17 protein-coding genes are annotated in these 18,748 nt (G+C 37.7%); 9 read left to right on the top strand and 8 right to left on the bottom strand.

Going from position 1 to position 18,748, the window contains the following annotated elements; translation table 11 throughout:
- Positions 1 to 67: 67 nt before the first annotated feature.
- Positions 68 to 1,672, bottom strand: coding sequence for a Na+/H+ antiporter (locus tag R1T16_RS01245; RefSeq protein ID WP_317499237.1), 1,605 nt, complete (start codon positions 1,670 to 1,672; stop codon positions 68 to 70).
- A 104-nt stretch (positions 1,673 to 1,776) separates the two neighbouring features.
- Between R1T16_RS01245 and R1T16_RS01240 the strand changes: the two genes are divergently transcribed.
- The 5 genes from R1T16_RS01240 to R1T16_RS01220 all read left to right on the top strand — a co-directional run bounded on the left by R1T16_RS01240 (position 1,777) and on the right by R1T16_RS01220 (position 5,521).
- Entirely contained in the window at positions 1,777 to 2,733 is a 957-nt protein-coding gene (locus R1T16_RS01240; protein ID WP_317499236.1) for an isopenicillin N synthase family dioxygenase, read from the top strand.
- A gap of 63 nt (positions 2,734 to 2,796) precedes the next feature.
- Positions 2,797 to 3,237, top strand: a complete 441-nt coding sequence (locus R1T16_RS01235; RefSeq protein ID WP_317499235.1) for a hypothetical protein — start codon at positions 2,797 to 2,799, stop codon at positions 3,235 to 3,237.
- Positions 3,238 to 3,257: 20 nt separating this feature from the next.
- Entirely contained in the window at positions 3,258 to 3,608 is a 351-nt protein-coding gene (locus R1T16_RS01230; protein ID WP_317499234.1) for a translation initiation factor, read from the top strand.
- Between the two features lie 110 nt (positions 3,609 to 3,718).
- Positions 3,719 to 4,564: a substrate-binding domain-containing protein gene (locus R1T16_RS01225; protein ID WP_317499233.1), complete on the top strand. Its 846-nt coding sequence runs from the start codon at positions 3,719 to 3,721 to the stop codon at positions 4,562 to 4,564.
- 24 nt (positions 4,565 to 4,588) lie between these two features.
- Positions 4,589 to 5,521 carry a transglutaminase gene (locus R1T16_RS01220; RefSeq protein ID WP_317499232.1) on the top strand — a complete coding sequence of 311 codons (933 nt, stop codon included), beginning with the start codon at positions 4,589 to 4,591 and terminating at the stop codon, positions 5,519 to 5,521.
- A 3-nt stretch (positions 5,522 to 5,524) separates the two neighbouring features.
- Here R1T16_RS01220 and ung read toward each other — a convergent pair whose 3' ends face one another.
- Positions 5,525 to 6,190, bottom strand: coding sequence for a uracil-DNA glycosylase (gene ung, locus R1T16_RS01215; protein ID WP_317499231.1), 666 nt, complete (start codon positions 6,188 to 6,190; stop codon positions 5,525 to 5,527).
- Between the two features lie 131 nt (positions 6,191 to 6,321).
- On the opposite strand from ung, the gene R1T16_RS01210 reads away from it, so the two are divergent.
- Both R1T16_RS01210 and R1T16_RS01205 read left to right on the top strand, forming a co-directional pair.
- Positions 6,322 to 8,496, top strand: coding sequence for an endonuclease MutS2 (locus R1T16_RS01210; protein ID WP_317499230.1), 2,175 nt, complete (start codon positions 6,322 to 6,324; stop codon positions 8,494 to 8,496).
- Between the two features lie 2 nt (positions 8,497 to 8,498).
- Positions 8,499 to 8,915, top strand: coding sequence for a thiol-disulfide oxidoreductase DCC family protein (locus R1T16_RS01205; RefSeq protein WP_317499229.1), 417 nt, complete (start codon positions 8,499 to 8,501; stop codon positions 8,913 to 8,915).
- 502 nt (positions 8,916 to 9,417) lie between these two features.
- Here R1T16_RS01205 and R1T16_RS01200 read toward each other — a convergent pair.
- The 6 genes from R1T16_RS01200 to R1T16_RS01175 form a co-directional block, all read right to left on the bottom strand.
- Positions 9,418 to 11,031 carry a sensor histidine kinase gene (locus R1T16_RS01200; RefSeq protein ID WP_317499228.1) on the bottom strand — a complete coding sequence of 538 codons (1,614 nt, stop codon included), beginning with the start codon at positions 11,029 to 11,031 and terminating at the stop codon, positions 9,418 to 9,420.
- A 2-nt stretch (positions 11,032 to 11,033) separates the two neighbouring features.
- The gene (locus R1T16_RS01195) at positions 11,034 to 12,050 is read right to left on the bottom strand and encodes a SpoIIE family protein phosphatase (protein WP_317499227.1); all 1,017 of its coding nucleotides are present in this window, start codon (positions 12,048 to 12,050) and stop codon (positions 11,034 to 11,036) included.
- Positions 12,043 to 12,477 (bottom strand): anti-sigma regulatory factor, encoded by a 435-nt coding sequence (locus R1T16_RS01190; protein ID WP_317499226.1) that lies wholly within the window; start codon positions 12,475 to 12,477, stop codon positions 12,043 to 12,045. The genes R1T16_RS01195 and R1T16_RS01190 overlap by 8 nt, the downstream gene beginning before the upstream one ends.
- Positions 12,437 to 12,835, bottom strand: a complete 399-nt coding sequence (locus R1T16_RS01185; RefSeq protein ID WP_317499225.1) for an STAS domain-containing protein — start codon at positions 12,833 to 12,835, stop codon at positions 12,437 to 12,439. Before R1T16_RS01185 ends, R1T16_RS01190 begins: the two co-directional genes overlap by 41 nt.
- A 4-nt stretch (positions 12,836 to 12,839) precedes the next feature.
- The gene (locus tag R1T16_RS01180; RefSeq protein ID WP_317499224.1) at positions 12,840 to 13,691 is read right to left on the bottom strand and encodes an STAS domain-containing protein; all 852 of its coding nucleotides are present in this window, start codon (positions 13,689 to 13,691) and stop codon (positions 12,840 to 12,842) included.
- A 209-nt stretch (positions 13,692 to 13,900) separates the two neighbouring features.
- Positions 13,901 to 15,613 (bottom strand): FAD/NAD(P)-binding protein, encoded by a 1,713-nt coding sequence (locus R1T16_RS01175; protein WP_317499223.1) that lies wholly within the window; start codon positions 15,611 to 15,613, stop codon positions 13,901 to 13,903.
- 199 nt (positions 15,614 to 15,812) lie between these two features.
- Between R1T16_RS01175 and R1T16_RS01170 the strand changes: the two genes are divergently transcribed.
- Together R1T16_RS01170 and R1T16_RS01165 are read left to right on the top strand one after the other, a co-directional pair.
- Complete coding sequence (locus R1T16_RS01170) at positions 15,813 to 17,327, top strand: DEAD/DEAH box helicase (protein WP_317499222.1); 1,515 nt, start codon at positions 15,813 to 15,815, stop codon at positions 17,325 to 17,327.
- An 8-nt stretch (positions 17,328 to 17,335) separates the two neighbouring features.
- On the top strand, positions 17,336 to 18,709 hold the full coding sequence (locus R1T16_RS01165) for a DUF2252 domain-containing protein (RefSeq protein WP_317499221.1): 1,374 nt from the start codon (positions 17,336 to 17,338) through the stop codon (positions 18,707 to 18,709).
- Positions 18,710 to 18,748: the final 39 nt, after the last annotated feature.

Genomic DNA, 18,748 nt, shown 5'->3' with positions numbered 1-18,748 from the left:
TTTATAAAAAATCAACAATCACAGCAACGATTGTTAAATTATTATCACTAAAACGATGTCATAGTTATTAATTTTTATTCAAACGCGCTTCTTCCAAGTCAAGATTATGTTCCATTTCCCTTATTACTTCGTCGTCATACTTCTTTTTAGAACGCAATTCATGAAGTCCTGATCTTCTCAAATCAATCAGTTCGATCATAATATCCCTGTAGAGCTTTCTTACCGAGGCAAGTGCCTGTTTTTTATTTTCTTCGTTATTTGTTTTTTCCGTAGCCCTGATGCTTCGCTCCAACTGTTCTTTAATCCTGTAGATAGTTTCATACTCCTGCATTTCGGCTGCATAATTTTCTTCCATATACTTTACCGAATTTTTAGCAAGATGCAACCTGATAGATTCAATCTGGTCATGAGTTGGTACGTACTCATCTACTTCTTCAATTTTGATCCACTTAATAATAAATGGCAGTGTCAACCCCTGGAATACAAGCGTTACCAATATAACCACAAAAGTTATGAATAGGATTAAATTACGGTGCGGAAAAGCCTCTCCATTATCAAGTGTAAGCGGCACGGATAGCGCTGATGCTAACGATACTACCCCTCGCATTCCTGCCCATCCTGTTACAAAAGGAAGTTTCCATCCCGGGCTTTTTTCTGACTGTCTTATTTTTTTAGATAAAAGGCGCGGCAAAAATGCTGAGCCGTAAACCAATGCGATTCTAAGCACTATTACAATAAACGTTATTACAAGAGAATAATAGATAGCTTCCTCCAGCGAATAACCTTTTAGACCATCTATAATTGATGGCAGTTGAAGGCCTATTAACATAAAAACAAATCCGTTTAGCAGAAAACCTAAAGTTGCCCAAACCTGGGTAGACTGAATCCTCGTATGATAATTAAAGAAGTCCTGTGAACGGAAAGAAAGAAAAAGTCCTCCGCTAACTACTGCCAAAACACCCGACCAATGGAATTGCTCCGCTGTGATGTACATTAAATAAGGAGCAATAAGTGTAATTGGCGTGGTAATGTTAGATGACTTTGCCCAATATTTTAATATAAAATACAAGATATGCGCTATTACAAGACCAATTACTATCCCCATAAAAGATAGTATAAGGAAATCTGTTGCCGCTTCCTGAAAAACGAAATGACCGGTAAGCACAGCTGCAATGGCAAATCTAAATACTGTTAGTGATGCCGCATCATTCACAAGGCTTTCACCTTCAAGAATGGTCAATCCGCGTTTAGGCACTGCAAGGCCTTTAAGTACAGATGTTGCAGCGACAGCATCCGGCGGTGATATTATTCCGCCAAGAAGGAATCCAAGAGCGGGCGTAAACATAGGAATAAGACTCACAGATACAATAGATACAACAAGCGATGTAACAAGTACCAAACCAAACCCTAATATAGCTATGGAACGTTTCCATTTCCAGAACTGTCTCCATGACGTATACCAGGCTGCTTCAAAAAGCAATGGTGGCAAAAATATAAGGAAAACGAGGTCAGGTTCTACGTTTATTCTGGGCACTCCGGGAATAAAGCTTATCCCAAGCCCCCCTATTACAAGAAATATTGGGTAAGATATTTTTAATCGCTGGCTTAGCAGGTACAAAATTGCCATTGCAAAAAACAGTACGAGTATAACTAATAAATTTTCGTGTATCATGCCTTCAAAATTATGAACTCTTTGCGTAAAAGCCAATGAAATTTAATATTACAGCGCATAAAATATTTTTACCTTTGTTCCACTTTAAATAAAAAGCGCTTTTTATGCAAAATATACCAAGTGTAAATCTTGAGGACTTTCTTTCAGGAAATGAAGAAAGTAAACAAAAGTTTGTAAACGAAATAGGCAAAGCTTACGAAGAAATAGGATTTGTAGCACTTAAAGGACATTTCCTTGAAGATAAACTTGTTGAAAATCTTTACACTGAAATTAAAAACTTTTTTAACCTTCCGGCAGATGCTAAACAGCAATATGAAATTCCGGGTATAGGTGGTCAGCGCGGTTATGTATCATTCGGTAAAGAAAAAGCCAAAGGACATACAGAAGGAGACCTGAAGGAATTTTGGCATTTTGGACAGTATTTGGCTGATGATTCTGTTTATAACGGTCATCCTCATTATCACGACAACGTTGTGGTAAATGAACTTCCTGATTTTAACGCTACGGGTAGGCAAGCCTACAAAATGCTTGAAAAAACAGGTATCTATGTTTTGAGGGCTTTAGCGATATATTTAAACTTAGACGAATTTTATTTTGATAAATATGTAGGTGAAGGCAACAGTATTTTGCGCCCTATACACTATCCCCCTATTACTCAGGAACCAAAAGACGCCGTACGTGCTGCTGCCCATGGCGACATCAATCTTATTACGCTATTGATGGGCGCTCAGGGACGCGGACTACAGGTTCAAAATCATAATGGAGATTGGATCGATGCCATTGCAGAGCCGGATGAACTTGTAATAAATGTAGGTGATATGCTTTCGCGCCACACTAACAATAAACTTAAATCGACTATACATAGAGTTGTTAATCCTCCAAGAGAATCATGGAGTACCTCCCGTTATTCTATTCCTTTCTTTATGCATCCTGTAGCAGAAATGAAACTGGACTGCCTTGAGAATTGCATTACCGAAGAGGAGCCTAAATTATATGACGACATTACAGCGGGCAATTTTCTTTACGAACGCCTTGTAGAATTAGGGCTTATTAAAAAATAATACTTAATTTTATAAACTCTTAAAGCATTAGGTTTATCCTGGTGCTTTTTTATTTAAAAATAAATGAATAACAGCATAACACGACTATTTCTGCCTGCAATAATACTTTGGAGTATGCTGTCCTGCACAAATAAGGATGAAATAATAATAACTGCGTTCAAAGAATTTCCTGAAGAGATAAAAGGCTGTGCCTGCTATTTTTCAAGAACTAAAGAAGAACTTTATAAGGGTAGTTATATTTTTACGGATGACAATAGTGAATTTGGATTCATTAGCATAAACGGCAAAATGACCAAACTTGACCTTGTTGGGTACGAAGAGACGGATGAAAAGCACTGGATAAAAATATTTTCAAACAGCCAATACGAAATTACAGTGGTGAGCCAGCAAAAATGGCAGGTTGACCAGATGTGGCACCAAACATCTGTAATAACAATAAAAGATAAAAAAGGAAAAATAGTAACAGAATCTATACATGCTTTTGGCGAATGCGGAGGGTGTTGATTCGTTTTTATTAGAATAAAATGGCAAAGAAACTAAGTAGTTTAGATGATTTGGGAGGATTTGTATTCTCGACCAATAAAGATTTTGAGTTTGATGCTAACGATGAGCAGCAGGAAACAGTGGCTAACAACCAGCAAAAGCTCGAGGCACATCTTGATAAAAAAAACCGAGGCGGTAAATTGGCAACAATCATAAAAGGTTATAAAGGTACCGATGACGATTTAAAAGCCCTTGCAAAGCAATTAAAGACCCTTTGCGGTGTAGGTGGAGCTGCTAAAGACGGGGAAATTATCATACAAGGAAACTTTAGGAATAAGATAATTGATTTTCTCGCTAAAGAAGGGTATAAGGTTAAACGCGTGGGCGGATAAGTATATTGATATAAAATAAGATCCCTGGAGCAGTTTTGTTTCAGGGATTTTCTGTTCTAGTTTGTGTAGTCATTATTCTCTCACTACCTTTATGCTTTAATATAAATAGAATGACCTCATTAAAAATAGCGGGAGTACCCGAACATTTTAACCTTCCCTGGCATTTATCAATAGAAAACGGCAAGTTTGAAGAAGCAGGCATAGATCTTGCATGGACTAACGTACCAGAAGGTACCGGCAAGTTGTGCCAGATGCTTCGTGATGGAAGCACAGACATAGCTGTCATTCTTACCGAAGGAATAATCAAGGATATATCCGCGGGAAATAACAGCAAAATTATTCAGGTATATGTGCAGTCTCCGCTTGTATGGGGTATCCACGTTGCTGCAGCATCTCCGTATAAAACACTTGATGAGTTGAAGAACCAAAAAGCTGCTATTAGCCGTTTTGGTTCAGGATCGCACCTTATGGCAATCGTAAATGCTAAAAACCAGGGTTGGGATATAAGAGCATTGGATTTTGAAATTATAAATACACTGGATGGCGCTGTCGAGGCACTTACAGAAGGGCGCGGCGATTATTTTATGTGGGAACGCTTTATGACAAAGCCAATTGTAGACAAGGGCATTTTCAGGAGGATTGACGACTGCCCTACCCCATGGCCTTGTTTTGTTATTGCAATACGTAACGAAGTATTAGAAAATAATACTGAGGCTATTGAAAAACTACTGTCTGTAATTAATAAAGCTACTGTTAGTTTTAAACAGATTGAAGGAATAACGAATGTTTTGGCAGAGCGCTACAGCCAAAAAGAAGAAGATATTAAGGAATGGCTTAAAATTACAGAATGGTCACAACAGAAACTCGACAAAAACACGTTTGATAAGGTACAGGATCAATTATTTGAACTTGATATTATAGATAAAAAAGCTGCATTTGAAACTTCGGCAGTATAAACAGGGCGTTTCATTTAGCGCATAATGATAAAACCGAAATCCATCAGCATAAAAGATCTTAAAGCTAAGCTCCAAATCAAGGAGCCGTGGGCGTCTATTATCATTTTTGTGCTGAATGTGTTGATCGCAATTCCGCTTTTCATCATTATCCACCAAAACATTAAAGATCCCGAATGGCCTTTTCATCTTGACAGAATACTCATATTTATTGTTTTAGTTACAGTAATTCAGTTATTACTCAGGTTATTAAAAACAGTACTTATAATTTGCATTTTCGTTTATTTGATGGCATTATTATATGGCTCTGTTTTTGGAAACTACGGATTTAATGCTGTATTTGAAGATTATAGGTCTATGGTATACACAATGGCTGACGATGCAAACCCACAAGACATAATAATTTCTAAACTGCTGCCCTTTCCAAACAAATCTAAAATTATAGACGCAGTAGACTATTCAAATCCTAAAGTCAGGAATTTTGCCCTCATGGCAACTACTAAATATTTTAGGGATGTAAAGGGATATAAAAAACAACGGCTGATGATTCAGTGTTTTGCAGTTTTTAAGGAAATCAGAAACCGCTGGAATTATGTAAACGATCCGAAAGGCCATGAATACATCGCTTTTGCAAGTGAGTCAACACAGCATTTTTCCGGCGATTGCGATGATCACGCTATTCTTATGGCTGCTTGTGTAAGAGCAGTTGGAGGAACCCCGAGAATTATCCATACCGGTGGGCATTTATATCCTGAAATGCTTGTAGGTACAAAAGCCGACCTTGAAACGGCTAATTACCTTATAAAAGAAATACTTTTTGTTGAGGAAAGCCGCGGTAAGGAAGTACACTACCACATAGATGAACGCGGTCAGGTATGGCTGAATCTTGACTACACGGCAAAATATCCCGGAGGTCCATTTATGAGCGAAGAAATCTTAGGAGCACTTACTTTTAATTAAGCGCTACCAGTCGATTTGTTTTTTACCTTTTGAAGCAAGAAACTCGTTAGTGCGGCTAAAGTGCTTATTACCGAACCAATGTCCCTTATTTGCACTTAAAGGAGATGGGTGTCCTGATTCTAATACTAAATGTCTGTTTTTATCAACACTTGCACCCTTCTTTTTTGCAGCACCGCCCCAAAGCAAAAAAACAACATCTTTTTTCTCTTCTGATATTTTCCTGATCACAGCATCAGTAAACAATTCCCATCCTTTTCCCTGATGGCTGTTAGCTTCTGCCTGACGTACAGTTAGTACAGCGTTAAGCAACAGTACACCCTGATTTGCCCAGCGTTCCAGATTACCCGTTAAAGGAAATTGTTTCCCCAGATCAGTTTGAATTTCACGAAAAATATTTTGAAGTGACGGAGGCATAGGGACACCATCGCTGACAGAGAAACACAAACCATTTGCCTGTCCAGGTCCATGATAAGGATCCTGTCCTAGTATCACTACTTCCACTTTATCAAATGCACAATGGTCAAAAGAAGAAAATATTTTCTTTCCGGGAGGAAAACAAGTATTCGTTGCATACTCATTTTTTACAAATTCTATTAGATTACTGAAGTATGGTTTTTCAAATTCATCCTTAAGCACTTCCTTCCAAGAGGATTCAATATTTACCTGCATGACTGACGTTTTTGGGCAAATATAATTAAAGCATACAAATAGAAATATAAAGGCATCTTAAACTTTTTAGCCAGATGTACAATCCGCCTAAATATGTAGTATTTTTGTATAAAATTTGCTTTAATACGATAATGATCAGTATAACAGATAAGACCTTAAAAGATTTAGAATTCCATACCGTTCTCGAAGCTGTTGCCTCAGGCTGCACTACAGAACCGGGACGTGAAAAAGCATTGGAAATAGCTCCCTTCAAAGACAAGGAAGAGCTGATGGATTCGCTTTTGCAAACATCAGAATACGTTTCATCTTTTGACAATAATAATGCTTTGCCAAATCACGGTTTTGAGCCGGTAACCAACGAGATAAAATTTCTCGCTATAGAAGACAGTTATCTTGATGCATCTGCGTTCAGAAAGATTGCTGTAATCTCAGACACTGTGAACACGCTAATCAAATTCCTTGAAAAATTTGACGACTATTACCCAAAACTTAACAGCAGAGCTGTACAGGTAGAATACACGAAAGATATATTAAAAAATATCGACAAGATTGTTGATAAATACGGGGAAATTAAGGATGATGCTTCCCCGGAGTTGCAAAACATCCGTCGCGAGATGAATCTTGTAAAAACTAAAATAAATCAAAGTTTTGCTTCGGCGCTTAGCCAGTATAACGGCATGGGATACCTTGATGACATTAAGGAAAGTGTTGTTGAGAACAGAAGGGTTCTTGCCGTATCAGCAATGTACAGGCGTAAGGTTAAAGGGTCAATTTTGGGGAGTTCAAAAACGGGAAGCATAGCTTACATTGAGCCTGAAGCGACTCTTAAGTATTCCCGTGAACTCAATAATTATGAATATGAGGAGAAAGAGGAAATAAAGAAAATCCTTTTACAGCTCAGTAATATTATACGTCCGTTTGTTCCACTATTGTATGATTACCAGGATTTTTTAACTGACATAGATATGGTGTCTGGTAAGGCGAAATATGCAAAAAGAATAAATGGTCTTTTACCTGCTATTAACGATGACAAACGTTTGTTTTTCAGGGAAGCCTTCCACCCTATTCTTTATGTAAATAATAAAAGAAAAGGAGAAACGACATATCCACAAACTATAGAACTTACTCCGGATAACAGAATTATAGTAATATCAGGACCAAATGCCGGAGGAAAAAGTATTACCCTTAAAACTATCGGATTGTTGCAGTTAATGCTTCAAAGCGGAATGCTCATACCTGTACATGAACGTAGCGAGACATTTTTGTTTGACAGGATAATGACTGACATTGGTGATAACCAGTCTATTGAAAATCACTTAAGTACTTACAGTTACCGACTTAAGAACATGAACTATTTCTTAAAGAAATGTAATGACAAAACACTTTTCCTGATTGACGAATTTGGTACAGGTTCAGACCCGGAATTAGGTGGTGCATTAGCTGAAACCTTTCTTGAAGAATTCTATCATCGTGAAGCCTTTGGTATTATTACGACTCATTATACCAATCTTAAGATTTTAGCTAATGAGCTACCATACGCAACGAATGCGAACATGCTTTTTGACGAAAAATCACTTGAACCCATGTATAAACTTATACTTGGACAAGCCGGTAGTTCTTTCACTTTTGAAGTTGCACAAAAAAATGGAATCCCTTACGGATTGATTAACAGGGCGAAAAAGAAGATTGAAGGTAGTAAAGTACGCTTTGATAAAACCATCGCAACCCTTCAAAAAGAACGCTCTAAACTCGAAAAGACTTCACAAACACTAAAAGAAGAGGAAAGCAAAGCTCGTGAAGAAGGCAAAAAGATGGAAAACATCAATACAAAAATTCAACAGAAGCTTGAAAGCTACCAGGAATTGTATGATGCAAACCAGCGTCTTATATACATGGGACAGAAACTTGACGATATGAGCGAAAAATATTTCAGTAATAGGAACAAAAAGGAACTTATTGGTGAATTCCTTAAGACTGTTGAGATTGAAAACTCTAAGCGTAAGCAGGCAACTCCTAAAGAAAAGAAAGCGAAAGAAGTTGTACAGAAGCAAATCATAGCAGAAGTAAAAGAAAAAGTAGAAGAAATACGCCAGGAGAAAAAAGAGAAAAAAATAAAGGCTCTAAAAGTTGAGGCTGAAAAACCAAAAGCAATACTGAAAGTTGGTGACCGTGTCAGAATGATAGATGGCAAAGCTGTTGGTACCATTGATGTCATCGAAAAGAAAAAAGTAACAGTAAACTATGGATTATTTACCTCTAAGGTAGACCTGGAATCTCTGGAGCTTGTGGAAGCCAAAAAGAAATAAGAATGGAAAATCTGCCTAAAAGCAAAAAAATAATTTTATTTGATGGTGTGTGCAATTTATGTGACAGCACTGTACAATTCATAATTAAACGGGATAAAAATGATATTTTTCGTTTTGTGGCTTTACAGTCGGATTTAGGTCAGCAGATTATAAATTATATTGGAATTGATATTTCAAAAACAGATTCTATAATACTGTATGAGCCGGGTAGAGCTTATTATTACAAATCTGCTGCGGCTATAAATATTTTAAAAGAATTAGGCGGAATTTACTCTTTATTGAACATCTTTTCGATAATACCTAAATATATATCTAATAAAGTCTATGATTATATAGCCCGCAACAGATATAAATGGTATGGAAAAAAAGATGCCTGTATGATTCCAACCCCTGAGCTAAAAGCAAAGTTTTTGCAGTAATAAGGGGATTACTTTATAATTTTCCCTTTGCACCATCAACTGCATGCTAAGGGTTGATATCCGTTACTTCCTCTAATATTTTTAAGCTTATCCGTCAGTCTTTTTGTAATACATTTGTTCCTGTAAAGGCATCATCAATTGCATCACGAGTTCACACAAAATGATACTTCCGTGTTGTTACTATTTCAGCTATGGCCGCAATATTGCACTTATATAACGAAGTTGTAACAGCTTTAAATAAAAAAAGCCCTCAAGGGCTTTTAAACTATTCAGAGCTTTTGGTGTTTTTCTTATCCCTCTTATCAGCTTTTTTTTCTTTAGCAGTTTTAAGAGGTTCTTTTTTAGTTCCTTTTTTACTATCCTGACTTTTAGACATAATCGTATGATTTAATTTAAATTCTATTTTGTAAGGTAGTCAATTATTATTGCCCACATATTTAATTGGCAGTATTTAACGACTTTAGCCCCACTTGTAGAAGTTAATAATACAAATATGTTTTTATTAAGGAAGAAATATATCTATAGTTGTCCCGGAGTTTGGAGCGCTGTTAATCTCGATGATTCCCCCATGGTTTTCTACTATTTTATCGCATAGCGCCAACCCTATCCCTGTACCTTCATATTCATTTTGAGGGTGCAGCCTTTTAAAAATTGTAAATATCTTCGAGATGTATCTGCTATCTATACCTATTCCGTTATCCGAAACAGAAATTTTATGGTAATCCGTATCTTTTGGTTCCCATCCCTTACCTTTCTCTAAAAACTCATAACTGATTTTTATTACTGGGATACCCTCAACAAATTTTAGCGAATTGCCAATAATATTATAAAACAGCTGTCCTAGTTGTACAGGTATACCTTTTACAACAGGAAGTTGCTGCCCTATGGTAATATCGGCTCTTTTCTCTTCTATCTGAAATTCAAAATCATTTATAACCTCGTCCATTACAGCATTAAGGTCTACCGACAAAAACTCATTTTCTTTAACCGAGAGCTTAGAATAGTTTAGTACGTCGGTAATAAGCCGCGACATACGTTCGGCAGATGCATTAATCTTATTAAAATATAATTTTTCTTTTTCTTCTTCGGTTAACGTACGTTCTGCCAGAGAGGTGAAATTTCGAATTTTTCTCAAAGGTTCCTGAAGATCATGACTGGCTATATAGGCAAACTGTTCGAGTTCCCTATTTTTGCGTGATAATTCATCATTCGATGACTTTAAGCTTTCCTGTGCCTGCCTTAATGCCTTGTTGTCCTTAAGTGTTTCTTCAATAAGTTTTTGTGCATGGATATCAACCATAGAAATTATCCAGCCTGATACATCACCCTGTTCATCATTATCGGGCACGACAGATATAAGGTGCCATAAATAAGTATCTTTTACTTTTACACGCGCCTGCCCTGTATATATACTCCCTCTTTTTTTAGCTGTTTCCCAAGCTTTACTAACGACTTTGATATCATCAGCATGAAATATGTTTCCTATAGCTACCGGAGAAAAATGGCTGAAATTGCCCAAAAGTTCACCCGCTCTCTTATTGGCAAGCGTTACGGTTCCTGAAGAAGCTACAGAAAATACTATAAGTGGCAGGGTATCTGTCAACTGTCGGTACTTTGCTTCGCTTTCGCTTAGCTTTTCCGAAAGTTCTATCAGCTGAATATTTTTCTTGCGCAGTTCCTCATAAGGCGATAAGGAAATCTCTTTTTTAAAATATTCTTTGAAGGAAACAATTCGGCTATCTGATATGATACCCGAATAAGGAATCCTTAGGTTTAATATTATTTCGTATACCCCGTCAATAAATTGAGTTGCAATATCCCGCGATAAGCGTGATGCATAAGCATAAGCTTCAGGATTACATTGCACAAGATCTATGCTGTCATAAATTACAGCGGTAATTTCCTTTTTTCCACCACTCAAATAACTGATACCGAGGATCAAGTAAGAATTAATTCCATTAACGATAGAACATCTTGCAATCTCTGATACTGCCGTTGCAAACCTTGTTTGTGCTGAAAGGGCCAATCCACACAGCTCGGCCAATTTTATGGCGCGCCTGTGTGCAAGGATCAGATCCATTTCATTATCAAGATTGATACGAATAATTTCTTTCATCCTTATAGGTTTATTTTTGCCGCAAACACAGACATATCGTCGTTATGGCGGGCGTTATCTTTATAAAGTACAGCAGCAATGGTATTTGGATCATATTTTAATATACCCGGCAGATCTGTAAGATTCCATCGTGTTCGCAATCCATCGGAATGCATAATTAACGTCTGGTATTTTTCAAGATCCTGAACCGAGTCATTTAGCGTTCTCGGTATGTTATGCCCCAGTATGCCATTGTAAGGAGTATAGTTTTTGGCGGTCAATCCGGTATAAACAATAGTAGAAATATTTCCCACACCACATATAGACCATTTTTGACCGGCAATGTCAAGATGGGCAACAGTACCTACCAGACCACGTGTTTTTTTAACGCTTTGATGTATGTATCTTAATACTTCAGCAGGGCTTTTTTCCCTGCATTCTTTAAAGGCTTTTATAGCTTCAAGAGCTGCCTCGTGCGCATTTATGCCATGGCCGAGGCCGTCACCCATAAAAAACTGAAAGCCGTTATCAACTTTTTTTACGGCGTAGCCATCACCACAAACTTTTTCTCCCGGGCAGCATACCTGCACAGCCCCCAGGTCTATAGTTTTTTTTCTGTCAGGTTGGGTAGCATCGCTTTTATACACTTTACAATGCACTACCGTACCCCAATTCATAATTGTATAAATTGCAGAGGTATCGCTTAGACGTTCAATTGCACCTAACCCCTGCCCTAAAGTATCCGAAGACGACACTCCGTCCTGCATCATTCGGGAAAGATTTCGTATACCCCTTCCATTATCAATGCAATGCATTTCAAAAAAAACACCCTGCCCGTCAGAACTGATGCGATATAATAATTCTCCTGTCTCAGCAAATTTTATAAGGTTAGACGTAAGTTCTGCAACAACAATATCAATTTCGCCTATTTTTTGTGAACTGAATCCTTCCGCTACCACCAGGTTATGAATTTCTCTTTTTATATAAGACACATAACTCCTGTCTTCTATTTTATAGTTCAAAAAAACAGCATCATCCATTCTTCCATTTTATTATCGTAACAGTAGTTCCCTCTCCTACTATTGATTGTATATTAAATTCATTTACCAGCCTTTTAGTGCCCGGGAGGCCCAAACCAAGGCTTTTACCGGTACTGTATCCGTCTTTCATGGCAAGGTCAATATCTTTGATTCCCGGGCCTTTGTCTGAAAATATCAAACGTACCCCATTTTCCCTACCATTAGTTACTGTCTCCACATCAACCTTACCGCCACCTCCGTATTTCAGCAGGTTACGTACAAGCTCGCTCGCCGCAGTTATAAGTTTGGTTTGGTTTAGTATACCCATACCCACTTTAACAGCGGCATCCTTGACCTGATTTCTGAACGGAACCACGTCCTGCTCGCGAATTATCTCAAAGTCCAGCTTATTCAGTATTGTTATCATGATCGTAACTTTGGCCTTCATTAAATAAAATTTTTGAACGCAAAAGTTCCATGCCTTTTTCAACATTAAGTGCCGTGGCAACACCTGTAAGCGTAAGCCCAAGTTCTACCAAAGTCATGGCAACAGCAGGCTGCATGCCTACAATAACCGACTGCGCTCCCATTATTCGCGACATTATACCTATGTTACCCAGTATACGGCCCATAAAAGAGTCGATTATTGAAACTGAGGAAATATCTATGAGAACACCCTTAGCATTGTATTTTTTTACAGCATTTACAAGATCACTTTCGAGATTTTCTGCAAGTTGATCATATAAATCTACCTGAATGGTGACCAATAAGAAATCACCCATTTTAAGAATAGGAATTCTTTCCATTAAACTAGTTGTTTATAAAGTTTCCCTTTTTTTTGTGTACTTCAAGCTGCAGCATATTAAACGCCGTTTGTAATGCACTCGCCAGTGTAGATTTTGTAATGATATTAGAAAGGTCTATACCAAGGTGCACAACTATTTGCGCAATTTCAGGCCTTATTCCGCTAATTATACATTCAGCACCAAGAAGCCTCGTTGCACTAACCGTCTTTATTAAATGCTGCGCCACAAGAGAGTCTACTGCGGGTACACCCGAAATATCAAGTATTGCAATAGTGCTCCCTGTCTCAACAATCTGCTGAAGAAGGTTTTCCATTACAACCTGTGTCCTTGCACTGTCAAGCGTACCTATTATAGGAAGGGCAACTACACCATCCCATACGCGTATAACGGGAGTAGAAATTTCTGTAATTTCATCTGTTTGCCTTGAGATAACATCTTCACGACCTTTAATGTATCCTTCAAATGTAAGGATTGCCATATTATCGATGATTTTACTGATCTTAAGACTGTCTTCATAAAGCTTAGCAGGATCAGAAACATCTTTTGAAAGAATCTCTAATAAAGCCTCTTTAAAGGTAAACATATATACACCGGTTTCTCTTGGCGTAAATCCTCGTTTTGCCCTTGAAACAGAAATTCCCATAAGGATATCGTGTACTTTTTCAAATCCTTTAGCATCCTTATCATTGATGTTGGATTCGTTCAGCGCATTTAAAAATGCATTTACGAAGTCATCAGAATCTTCTTTCTGATCTTCTGCGTTAAAATAACTGTCTTCAGCCATTTGTTTGGTGATCCAAAGTTCAAGGATGGCCTCTTTTTTTTCTTTCAAAATTTGTGTTGAATTATCTTCCATTAATATTTGTCCTTTTCTAAATTAGCTAAATAGTTTTACGATTCAGGATAACCTTTTTAGGTATGCGCGTTATTAACAAATGTAACCCTTTGATTTTCTAATATGTTATATTTTACACAAATTTTCTTATAGTTTGAAAGTAAGATAAAAATCGAATTCCTAAAAAATTATTCATGTAACATTTTCAGTATCAAACAGGATAGACAATTTTAAATGTTATTCGCTATCCAATTGATTATCCTGCCCGAAGCCTCTTCACAAAAATCCAGTCCGGAGTAATCAGGATTATACCCTCCAATATAAGGTACAGCCATTACAAATATGCGTTCGTTATAAGCGCCATAATTATCTATAACCTGAAAATTATCATTAATGGCAATACCGGAAACTTTAAGGCGGTAACTATCATCGAATAATTCCACCTTATCCGGTTGACCCTTATATGCTTCTTTACCTTTGTCATTATCTTTAAAATCTATTGTAGCAGGACTTATAGTATTATCCGCCAGCATACTTTTAAACGGAAAGTCATTATAATTTAAATGCGGCTGCCCTACGCAGTCTATGTAGGTTTTAAAGTAGGACGATTTCAAATTATCTTCAGTATTATATTTAAGTGTAATCCCGCCGGTTTCATGTACTTTTTCCTCACTATCGTTACCCACTGCCTCGAGCTCAAGCTTACCTGCTGCGTGCAATGCTAATAGTTCTCTGCAAGAGGTTTGCGGTATGAAGGCTATTACCAGGGAAATCAACGGCAGTAATGTTTTTTGCATTCTCATCATGTCTTCCGCCGACAGGTATTTTGCCGGATAGTTCATAGCAAAACTTAATATTGCCAGCATTTCCTTCCAATATACCGACTCATGCCTCTTTATAGATTTTTCTGCCTGGATATATTCTGCCCTTAAAAGCACAAACGGATCAAGTTCTTCGCGTAACTCCATCATAGAAGCTACAAACTCCTCCATTGTCATATCTTTTATAGTGGCATAAAACTCGGGGTCTTTATGTACAAATTGTTCTTTAAAATCTTTTTCAAAAATATAATCTAAAGAAAGAAAACCACCATTTTGTTCTCTATGGGAGGCAAGTTGTTCTTCAGTAAGAAGCGAATCACTTTTTAATTGTGAATCATCAAGATGGAACCTCACCGCCGGTAGAAAACCATTACGTGTGTGCATTACTATTTTAAAATCGGGACTTTCATCAGAAACAGTAAATGCAAGTTCTCCGTTCCCATTTTCTGTAAATTCACCATTATGTCTTGCGATGGTGCGTATAGCGTCAATAGCAGTTAGGGATGCACCTTTAATAGCAACAGGGTGGTTAAAATGCTGTCGCAGTTTAGACGGCGGATATGGGCTGTCATAATATCCCGGAATTTTACCCTCATATCGTTTAGGCCAATTGTGCCCGGTACAAATGATAACACTATCAAAAATGAAATGTCGTTCACCGTTCACATCAACCCGCACCTCAGATGTTTGTGGCATATCTTTAATATCTGTGACTTCTTTACCTAATTGCAGCCGTGTATCTAATCCATTATCCTTTGCTTTAGCAATAAGCAAATCAAACTGACCTGAGAGATATTGCCCAAAGAACAATCTGGGTAAAACCTTATATTCATTAAAACGTTCGGCTTCAATAGAAAAAAAATCAAGGATATCTTTTGACACTGTCTGTGTCCATTCTTTAATCGAAGTAACAATATGCGGAATCTCATTGGCAGATACATTAGTTATGTGCTCCTTATTTGCTCCTTCGTTACTGTAGGGCATGCCAGAACCTAACTGCTGCTTTTTTTCAAAAATGGTTATCCGGATGTTTTTGTTCCCTAGTTCAATCAGTCTTTTAAACATGAACAGGGCGGCGGGGCCTCCGCCAATTATAGCAATTCGGGTAGTTTTATTTTCCATATAGTATAGCACCGAAACTGGATGTCGGTTATCGCTATAAATATACTCGATGTAAAGCGACTTAATTCCCCAATAAATCACAAATGAAAGTGAATATATTGCCAATAAAATTATATATGTTCAGCATTGATTATTTACCATATATTTATAACAATTCCATTTTAGGCTGATTAATTTAGATACCATAATTTACCTTATAATGGAAGCAACAACCACTACCGCAATTACAGAAAAGAGAAAAATATACAGTTATCAGCAAACTGACATTCAAACACTTTTATCTAAAATAGATTTGGCCCCGGCCGGAAGCCGATTATTATATCAGCTTCCAACAGGAGGCGGAAAAACTGTAATATTTTCTGAGATCGCTAAAGATTATATCCAGAAATATTCAAAACAGGTAGTTGTGCTAACGCATCGTATCGAACTATGCAGGCAGACTTCTCTCGTACTCAAAAAGATGGGGATTAACAACCAGGCCTATACCAGTGAAGTAAAGAAAAAGCCAAGAGTACAGCCAGACTGCTATGTTGCCATGATAGAGACGCTAAAAAACAGGATAAGGGACAAGCAGTTTAACCCTGATGGTGTTGGGTTGGTAATAATAGATGAAGCGCATCACAACTCCTTTCAAAAACTGTTGGATAAATTTAAGAATGCTATTATAATTGGTGTAACGGCTACCCCTTTGAGTTCAGACGTTACAATGCCGCTGCATAAAAACTACAGCGAACTTATAGTTGGCGAAAATATTCAGTCGTTGATTGCGCAGGGATTTCTTGCAAAACCAAAAACACATAAATATACCGTTGAACTTAACTCGCTTGTAGCGGCAGGTCACGGTGACTATACTGTAGCAAGTTCAGATTTATTGTATGCATCCGATTCAATGCTCGAATTGCTTAAAGAAGCTTATAACGACAACTGCAAAGGCAAGAAAACACTTATTTTCAATAATGGTATTTTTACCTCTAAAAGGGTTTTCCAAATGTTTTCTGAAGCAGGTCTTCCTGTAAAACATCTTGATAACAAAACACCTAAAGAAGAAAGAGTGGCAACTTTAAAATGGTATAAAGAAACCAAAGGAGCCATATTGACTTCAGTTTCACTGTTGACAACAGGCTTCGATGAACCATCTGTACAATCAGTAATATTATACAGGGCAACCAATTCCCTCACACTTTACCACCAGATGATAGGAAGGGGATCACGCAGAATGAGCAACAAAAAAACATTTACGATTGTAGACCTTGGCAACAACATAGATCGCTTTGGCGAGTGGGATGCGCCGATGGACTGGAAATATGTATTTGAAAATCCTGAAAGCTACCTCACTAAAGAAAGCAAAGGATCAGATTATGAAGCACATACCATTAGTGGAGAACTGCGCTCAAAATTTCCTAAAACACTTGAGCTGTCGTTTGATATTGAAACAGCTTATCTAGAAGCGCTAAAAAATAACGAAAAACCAAAAACGGTAATTCGTGATGCCATTCGCCAGCATACATTAATGTGCATCGAAAATGCTGAAAGCATTACAGAAGCACTGCATCTTTCCGAAGAATTAGAAACAGAGATTGCCTGGAGGGTAAAGCAATACTGCAAGTGTCTTGAAAACACAACTAAAAATTATACCGATTGGCTGCAGGAGGATTATAAGGCTAAACTAAGAACAATGATACCAAAGCTGATGCATCGCATTGCTTTACAATAAAAAAACAGATGAAATCAAAAAAGGCATCAGGTATAATTAAACATTTTAAAGGCAATGTTTCTAGAGACGACCGCTATAATTATGGCAGGTCGCTGCGTGAACAATGCCCTGTTGAAAGCCATGCCTCACTTGATATTATTGACAGGATTAATCCTATTGACCTGCATCGTGAAAGCGATAAAGGGAGGATGTCTTCGTTACTGCCAATACGCTATGAGCGAATGATGGAATCGCCTTTTACATTTTTCAGGGGAAGCGCAGGACTTATGGCTGCAGATCTGTCTCAATTACCGTCTACTAAAATGTACCTTCAGGCGTGCGGCGACTGCCACCTGCTTAATTTTGGAGGTTTTGCAACGCCGGAACGCAAGTTAGTTTTTGATATTAATGATTTTGACGAAACTTCTGTAGCGCCGTGGGAATGGGATATAAAACGTCTCGCCTCCAGCTTTGCCATAGCGGGCATCAATAAAGGATTTACAACTACCGAAAGCCAGGCCGCTGCCTTTGCAGTAGCAAACAGTTACCGTATCCATATGAGCGAATATGCAGAGATGTCGGCATTACAGATATGGTATTCGCAGATAAACCTAAAGGACCTTATTCAATCAGGAAAGATCAGGAATGCAAAACAGTTTGACCCTTCTCAGATAAAAAAGGCAATTAAAAGGCAGCCACACGTAAAAGATTTTACAAAACTGGTCTATACTAAAAACGGAAAACCAGCAATAAAAGACTTCCCTCCCCTTATCTACCATTTTAAGGATGCGAGACAGGAGGAATTTTCAAAGCAGGCAGAAAGTGCATATTACCGATATTTAAAGACACTTCCTAATGACCGCAGAACATTATTGCAACGCTACAGTATCTATGACACTGCCATAAAAGTCGTTGGCGTGGGCAGCGTGGGTACGCAATGTGGTATTATGTTATTGCTTTCGGCTACAGGAGACCCTTTATTTCTTCAGTTTAAAGAGGCTAAACAAAGTGTACTTGAGCCATTTATAGGCAAAAGCATGTTTAGTAATCACGGCCAGCGTGTGGTAGAAGGGCAGAAATTAATGCAGTCAGCATCAGATATTTTTTTAGGCTGGACACACGATGACACAGGTAAGCAATTTTACATACGCCAGCTAAGGGATGCTAAAGTAAAGCCCCTGCTGGAAAATATGGAATACAGTACTTTACTGAAATATGCGCACTCCTGCGGATGGGCACTGGCACGCGCGCATGCAAGAACCGGAGACCCTGCAATTATAAGTGGTTACATAGGCAACAATAATGTCTTTGAAGACGCTATCTCCCAATTTTCTATGCTCTACATGAACCAGAATAACATTGATTATCTCAGGATGAAAAACGAAATTGAAAAGGGAATTTAACCACCTAATTCAATATTAACCATTTATTAGTATCATGTT

It is taken from the genome of Flavobacterium sp. DG1-102-2 (assembly GCF_033042555.1).
In the GTDB taxonomy this organism is placed as follows: Bacteria; Bacteroidota; Bacteroidia; order Flavobacteriales; family Flavobacteriaceae; genus Flavobacterium.
Note: the sequence above shows the minus strand (reverse complement) of the source record. Positions and strands in the feature narration are given on the sequence as shown.